Genomic DNA, 5617 nt, shown 5'->3' on the forward strand with positions numbered 1-5617 from the left:
CGCCATCCGGGTGCTGTCGATGGACGGTGTGGAGAAGGCGAAGAGCGGCCACCCCGGCATGCCGATGGGCATGGCCGATGTCGCCACGGTGCTGTTCTCGAAATTCCTGAAGTTCGACGCCAGCCGCCCGGAATGGCCGGATCGGGACCGCTTCATCCTATCGGCCGGCCACGGCTCGATGCTGATCTACAGCCTGCTGCACCTGACCGGCTACAAGGCCGCGACGAAGGAGGAGCTGTCCAACTTCCGCCAGTGGGGCTCGAAGACGGCGGGCCACCCGGAGTACGGCCATATGCCGGGCGTCGAGACCACCACCGGTCCGCTGGGTCAGGGACTGGCCACCTCGATCGGCTTCGCCATGGCCGAGCGCCATATGGCCGCCCGCTTCGGCGACGATCTGGTCGATCACCGTACTTGGGTTGTCGCGGGCGACGGCTGCCTGATGGAGGGCGTGTCGCAGGAGGCGATCACCCTCGCCGGCCGCTACAAGCTCAACAAGCTGACGGTGCTGTGGGACGACAACGCCATCACCATCGACGGCGCCGTCAGTCTGTCGGACGCCACCGACCAGAAGGCCCGCTTCAAGGCCGCCGGCTGGGCGGTTAAGGCGATCGATGGGCACGACATGAAGGCGATCAAGTCCGCCCTCGCCTGGGCGACCAAACAGGACAAGCCGACCCTGATCGCCTGCCGCACCAAGATCGGCCGCGGCGCCGCCACGATGGAAGGCAGCCACAAGACCCACGGCGCGGCCCTGGGCGCCGCCGAAATCGCCGCGACCCGCCTCGGTCTCTCATGGGAACACGAGCCGTTCGAGCTGCCCGAGGCGGTCGAACAGGCGTGGAAGAAGGTCGGCCGCCGCGGGGCCAAGGCGCGCAAGGCGTGGGAGGCCCGGCTGAACGCCTCGGCCCAGGCCGCCGATTTCACCCGCGCCTTCAAGGGCGAGCTGCCCGCCGGCGCCTTCGACAAGCTTCAGGCGCGGATCGCCGAACTGGTGGAGACCAAGCCAGCGCAGGCGACCCGCCAAGCCTCAGGCGCGGCGTTGGACGAACTGTTCGCCGCCATTCCCGAGCTGATCGGTGGGTCCGCCGACCTGACGGGCTCGAACAACACCTTCGTCAAGGGCACGCCGATTTTCGACGCGCCGACCTATGAGGGGCGCTACGTCAACTGGGGCATCCGGGAGTTCGGCATGGCGGCGGCCATGAACGGGCTGGCGCTGCACGGCGGCGTCATCCCCTACGGCGGCACCTTCATGGTGTTCTCGGACTACAGCCGTCCGGCGATACGGCTCGGCGCCCTGATGGGCGCGCGGGTCATCCACGTCCTGACCCACGACAGCATCGGCCTCGGCGAAGACGGTCCGACGCACCAGCCGGTCGAGCACCTCGCCGCCCTGCGCGCCATTCCCAACCTGCTGGTCTTCCGCCCCGCCGACACGGTCGAGGCCATGGAGTGCTGGCGGATCGCGCTGGAGCATAAGGCGACGCCGTCGGTGCTGGCCCTGTCGCGCCAGAAAACCGCCGCCGTGCGCACCACCGCCTCCGACCAGAACCTTTCGGCGAGGGGCGCCTACGAGCTGCGCCCGGCGACCGGCGAAGCGAAGGTGACCCTGTTCGCCACGGGCACGGAAGTGCCGCTCGCTCTCGCGGCGGCGGAAACGCTGGAGGCCGGGGGCGCCCCGACCCGCGTGGTCTCGGCGCCCTGCTTTGAGCTGTTCTTCCAGCAGGACGACGCTTACCGGGCCTCGGTCATTGGCAGAGGTACGGTTCGGGTCGCCGTCGAGGCGGCGATCCAGCAGGGCTGGGAGCGGTTCATCGGCGAGGACGGCGCCTTCGTCGGCATGACCGGCTACGGCGCCAGCGCCCCGGCCGAGGTGCTGTACGAGAAGTTCGGCATCACCGCCGAGGCGGTGGTCGCCGCGGCGAAAGCGCGGCTCTGAACATGCCGCATCTGGCGGCTGTCAGCCTGCTGGTCCGGGACTATGACGAGGCGATCGCCTTCTACGTCGGCAGGCTGGGCTTCGATCTGAGCGAGAACGTGGATCAGGGCCACAAGCGCTGGGTCCGGGTCACGCCCCGCGGCGGTCAGGCCAGTCTCGTCCTCGCCCGCGCCACGACGACGGAACAGCTCGCGAGGATCGGGGCCCAGGCCGGTGACCGCGTGTGGCTGTTTCTTGAGACGGACGATTTCGACCGCGACCATGCCGCTTTCACCGCCGCCGGGGTTCGCTTCCGGGAGCCGCCGCGAGACGAGCCCTACGGCAAGGTGGCGGTGTTCGAAGACCTGTACGGGAACGGGTGGGACCTGATCCAGAGGAAGCGCGAGAACCAACCATGAGCCGCATCGGCACCCCCCTGTCCGACACCGCCACCCGCGTCATGCTGCTGGGCGCGGGCGAGCTGGGGAAGGAGGTGGCCATAGAGCTGCAGCGTCTCGGCGTCGAGGTCATCGCCGTCGACCGCTATCCCAACGCCCCGGCCATGCAGGTCGCGCATCGCAGCCACGTCATCCCGATGACCGACCCGCAGGTCCTGAACGGCGTCATCCTGGCCGAGGCGCCGCACATCATCGTGCCGGAGATCGAGGCCATCGCGACGGATGTACTCGCGGCGATCGAAGCCGCGGGGCTGTCGGTCGTCATCCCCACCGCCCGGGCGACCCAGCTGACCATGAACCGCGAGGGCATCCGGCGTCTGGCGGCCGAAGAGCTGGGCCTGCCGACCTCGCCCTACGCCTTCGCCCGGTCCGCGGAGGAGCTGGCGCAGGCGGCTGAGCGGATCGGCCTGCCCGTCTTCGTCAAGCCGGTGATGTCGTCCTCGGGCAAGGGCCAGTCGATGATCAGGTTGCCGGCGGAGGCGGGCGCAGCTTGGGACCACGCCCAGTCTTCGGGCCGCGTCGATACGGCGACGGTCATCGTCGAGGGCCGGGTCGCCTTTGACTACGAGATCACCCTGCTGACGGTCCGCTCGCGAAGCCCGAATGGCGACATCCGCACCGACTTCTGCGCCCCTATCGGCCACCGGCAGGTGGACGGCGACTATGTCGAGAGCTGGCAGCCGCAGGCCATGAGCCCGGCCGCCCTCGCGACCGCTCAGCAGATCGCCCGCACGGTCACCGACGCGCTCGGCGGCCTCGGCGTGTTCGGGGTCGAGCTGTTCGTCGCTGGGGACCAGGTCTGGTTCTCGGAGGTCTCGCCCCGCCCGCACGACACCGGACTGGTCACCCTCGCGACCCAGACGATGAGCGAGTTCGCCTTGCACGCCCGCGCCATTCTCGGTCTGCCGGTCGACGTCACCCTGCGTGAACCGGGCGCCAGCGCGGTCATCTACGGCGGCATGGACGCAGTGGGGATCGCCTTCGAGGGCGTGGCCGAGGCGCTGGCCGTCCCAACCGCCGACCTGCGCCTGTTCGGCAAGCCCGAGAGCTACCAGCGCCGGCGCATGGGCGTCGCCACGGCGCGGGGCGAGACGGTGGAGCAGGCCCGGGAACGGGCCAGGCTGGCGGCGTCGCGGGTCCGGCCTGTAAGGGCCTAAAGAGCAGCCGGAGGCGCCTCCGCCCGTTCGGGCGACGTCGCGGCCAGGGCGGCGATGGCGGCCTCGAGAGCCGGATCGCGACCGCCCGGCGCGTCCGGGCCGGGGGCGGCGGCGAGAATGTCGGGCGTCACCCCCCGCTTCTCCAGTCTCACGCCGCCCGAGGTGACGAAGTCGGCGCGACTGAGCGTCAACCGGCCGCCGTCCGGCAGCCGCGTCTCCTGGGAGATCAGCACGGCGCCTGCGGTCGGGGCGCCGACGACGAGGGCGCGACGGGCCTCCTGCAGAGCGGCGGGTGTGAGCTCCGCGGCGCTGCGGCTCTGTTCGTCGACCAGCACGGCGACGTCGTTGACGACCGGGCCGTCGAGCGCGCCGCAGCCGCCGCCGGTCTTCATCAGAATGCGACGACCGTTGCGAGGTGTCCGGGTGGCCCATGGCCGGGCCGCCGGCAGGAAGCAGCTGAGCACCGCATCCGCCTCGAGCAGGCGACCGCCCGGGTTGCCGCGCAGGTCGAGGATCACGTCCGTCTCGGGCGTCACATCCGCCAGCTGCTCACCGATCCAGCGGCCCAGCCCCTGTTCGAACCCTTCAATGGTCAGGACCACCACGCCCTCACGGCTACGATCCGCTGTGAAGGCTGGGCGCGGCTCAAGGACGCGCGGATGGACGACGAGAGCCCGGGCGGCGCCGGCGCCGTCGATCAGCGTCAGGCTGACCGGCCGGCCTTCGACCACATCCCGCTCGGGGCTCCAGGCGGCGTCGCGGTCGATCAGCAGCCGCCATCCCGCGACGATGCCGGCCTCGGCGGCGGGTGAATCTTCCCGCACCCGGTCGATCAGATAGCCGTTCTCGTTGGAGGGGTCGGGACGGAGCGTGACCCCGATAGCCGCGCGGCGCTCGCGTAGCCGGTCCTGCCGCCGCGCCACGGCGGGCGGCGAGACGCCGGCATGGTCGTCGTCCAACAGGTCGAGCATGCCGCGCAAGGCCCGGTACAGGCTCCGATCGTCCCGGGCAGCCAACGCCAGCGGCCGCCAGGTGCGGCGCGCCTGTTCCCAGTCGACGCCGTGAAGCCCAGGATCGTAGTATTCGCGCCGGACCTCGTTCCAGACGTGATCGAACACCCGCTGGTTCAGGCGAGCACGCTCCGGCGGGCTCGAAGCCTCAGCCTCGGTTGCGGCGGCCGGAGCAGGCGCCTGGGCCGACGCGGGCGCCGCGCCGAGCATCAGGCCCAGCGCGACGGCTGCCGTCAGTCGGTGAAACAGGCGACCTGTATTCATCCCGGCATTAGAGCCGGGATGTCGGGTCTTTCAAAATCACGAAGTCGCCGGAGCGTTCAGTCCTCGGCGTTTCCGCGGGTTTCGATGCGATGCCTGAAGACGCGGACCTCGCCGTTGTCTCCGCGCTCGCCCTCCTCGACAAAGCCGGAGCGGTCGGCGTCCATACGGGCGAAAGCCTCGCGCAGAGGCGCCGTGAACTCAGCCTCCGAGAGCCGGCCGTCGTCGTCCGCGTCCAGAGACCGGTCCGCGCCGCCGGGCCCATCCAGCTCCACGATCCGGACCCGAGGCGCGCTCGTGTCGCCGTCACGCCTCAACTGGTGGATGACACGCCGCTCTCCTGGTCCGTCCGCCCGCTCGCGCAGCATCACCGAATGATCGCCGCCGGCCGCCCCGCCGCCGAGGTCGAAGCGAAAAACTCGCGATACCTCGCCGCCCTCCCCGCGCTGAATGATCACATCCCCGCCGGCGCCTGACATCGGCCGTCGCATCTCGAAGTGATGCACGTTCGGCCCGCCCGCGCCGTGGCGGAGCATTATCTCATGAGCGCCGCCGCCGTGTCCCGCCGCCAGTTCGTCGGTGGAGAGCCGCCCATCCCCATCCTTGTCCAGCCGGACGAAGTGATCGTTCAGTGGCGCGGCGAACTCCTCGCGCGAAATCTGGCGGTCCCCGTCCTTGTCGAGCGCCACATGGCCCGCGCCGTTGACCATGAAGACGCTGGAACGCACCTCATCCCCGGACGCTGGAGGCGAGGGCGGATCCTGCATCAGGATGGCGGACAGGGCGAAGAGGGTCAGCATGGGCGGGGAT

4 protein-coding genes and 1 pseudogene are annotated in these 5617 nt (G+C 70.4%); 3 read left to right on the forward strand and 2 right to left on the reverse strand.

Translation table 11 applies throughout. The features are described from left to right. The 3 genes from tkt to purT form a co-directional block, all read left to right on the forward strand. Positions 1 to 1942, forward strand: a 1942-nt coding sequence (gene tkt / locus VGB60_RS01035; protein WP_331036432.1) for a transketolase, incomplete at its 5' end; no start/stop codon positions are given. 2 nt (positions 1943 to 1944) lie between these two features. Continuing rightward, complete coding sequence (locus VGB60_RS01040) at positions 1945 to 2340, forward strand: VOC family protein (protein WP_331036433.1); 396 nt, start codon at positions 1945 to 1947, stop codon at positions 2338 to 2340. After that, on the forward strand, positions 2337 to 3536 hold the full coding sequence (gene purT / locus VGB60_RS01045) for a formate-dependent phosphoribosylglycinamide formyltransferase (protein WP_331036434.1): 1200 nt from the start codon (positions 2337 to 2339) through the stop codon (positions 3534 to 3536). Before VGB60_RS01040 ends, purT begins: the two co-directional genes overlap by 4 nt. On the opposite strand, the gene VGB60_RS01050 is transcribed toward purT, so the two are convergent. Continuing rightward, complete coding sequence (locus VGB60_RS01050) at positions 3533 to 4810, reverse strand: S41 family peptidase (protein ID WP_331036435.1); 1278 nt, start codon at positions 4808 to 4810, stop codon at positions 3533 to 3535. The genes purT and VGB60_RS01050 overlap by 4 nt on opposite strands. Before the next feature lie 56 nt (positions 4811 to 4866). Beyond that, positions 4867 to 5617, reverse strand: a pseudogene (locus VGB60_RS01055) (hypothetical protein); the annotation flags it as partial.

Origin of the sequence: Brevundimonas sp. (genome assembly GCF_036399195.1) — a bacterium.
Classification (GTDB): Bacteria; Pseudomonadota; Alphaproteobacteria; order Caulobacterales; family Caulobacteraceae; genus Brevundimonas.

Bases quoted from the DNA above. Each gene is read 5' to 3' on its own strand.
- VGB60_RS01040 (WP_331036433.1), top strand. From the start codon at position 1,945: ATGCCGCATCTGGCGGCTGTCAGCCTGCTGGTCCGGGACTATGACGAG.
- purT (WP_331036434.1), top strand. From the start codon at position 2,337: ATGAGCCGCATCGGCACCCCCCTGTCCGACACCGCCACCCGCGTCATG.
- VGB60_RS01050 (WP_331036435.1), bottom strand. From the start codon at position 4,810: ATGAATACAGGTCGCCTGTTTCACCGACTGACGGCAGCCGTCGCGCTG.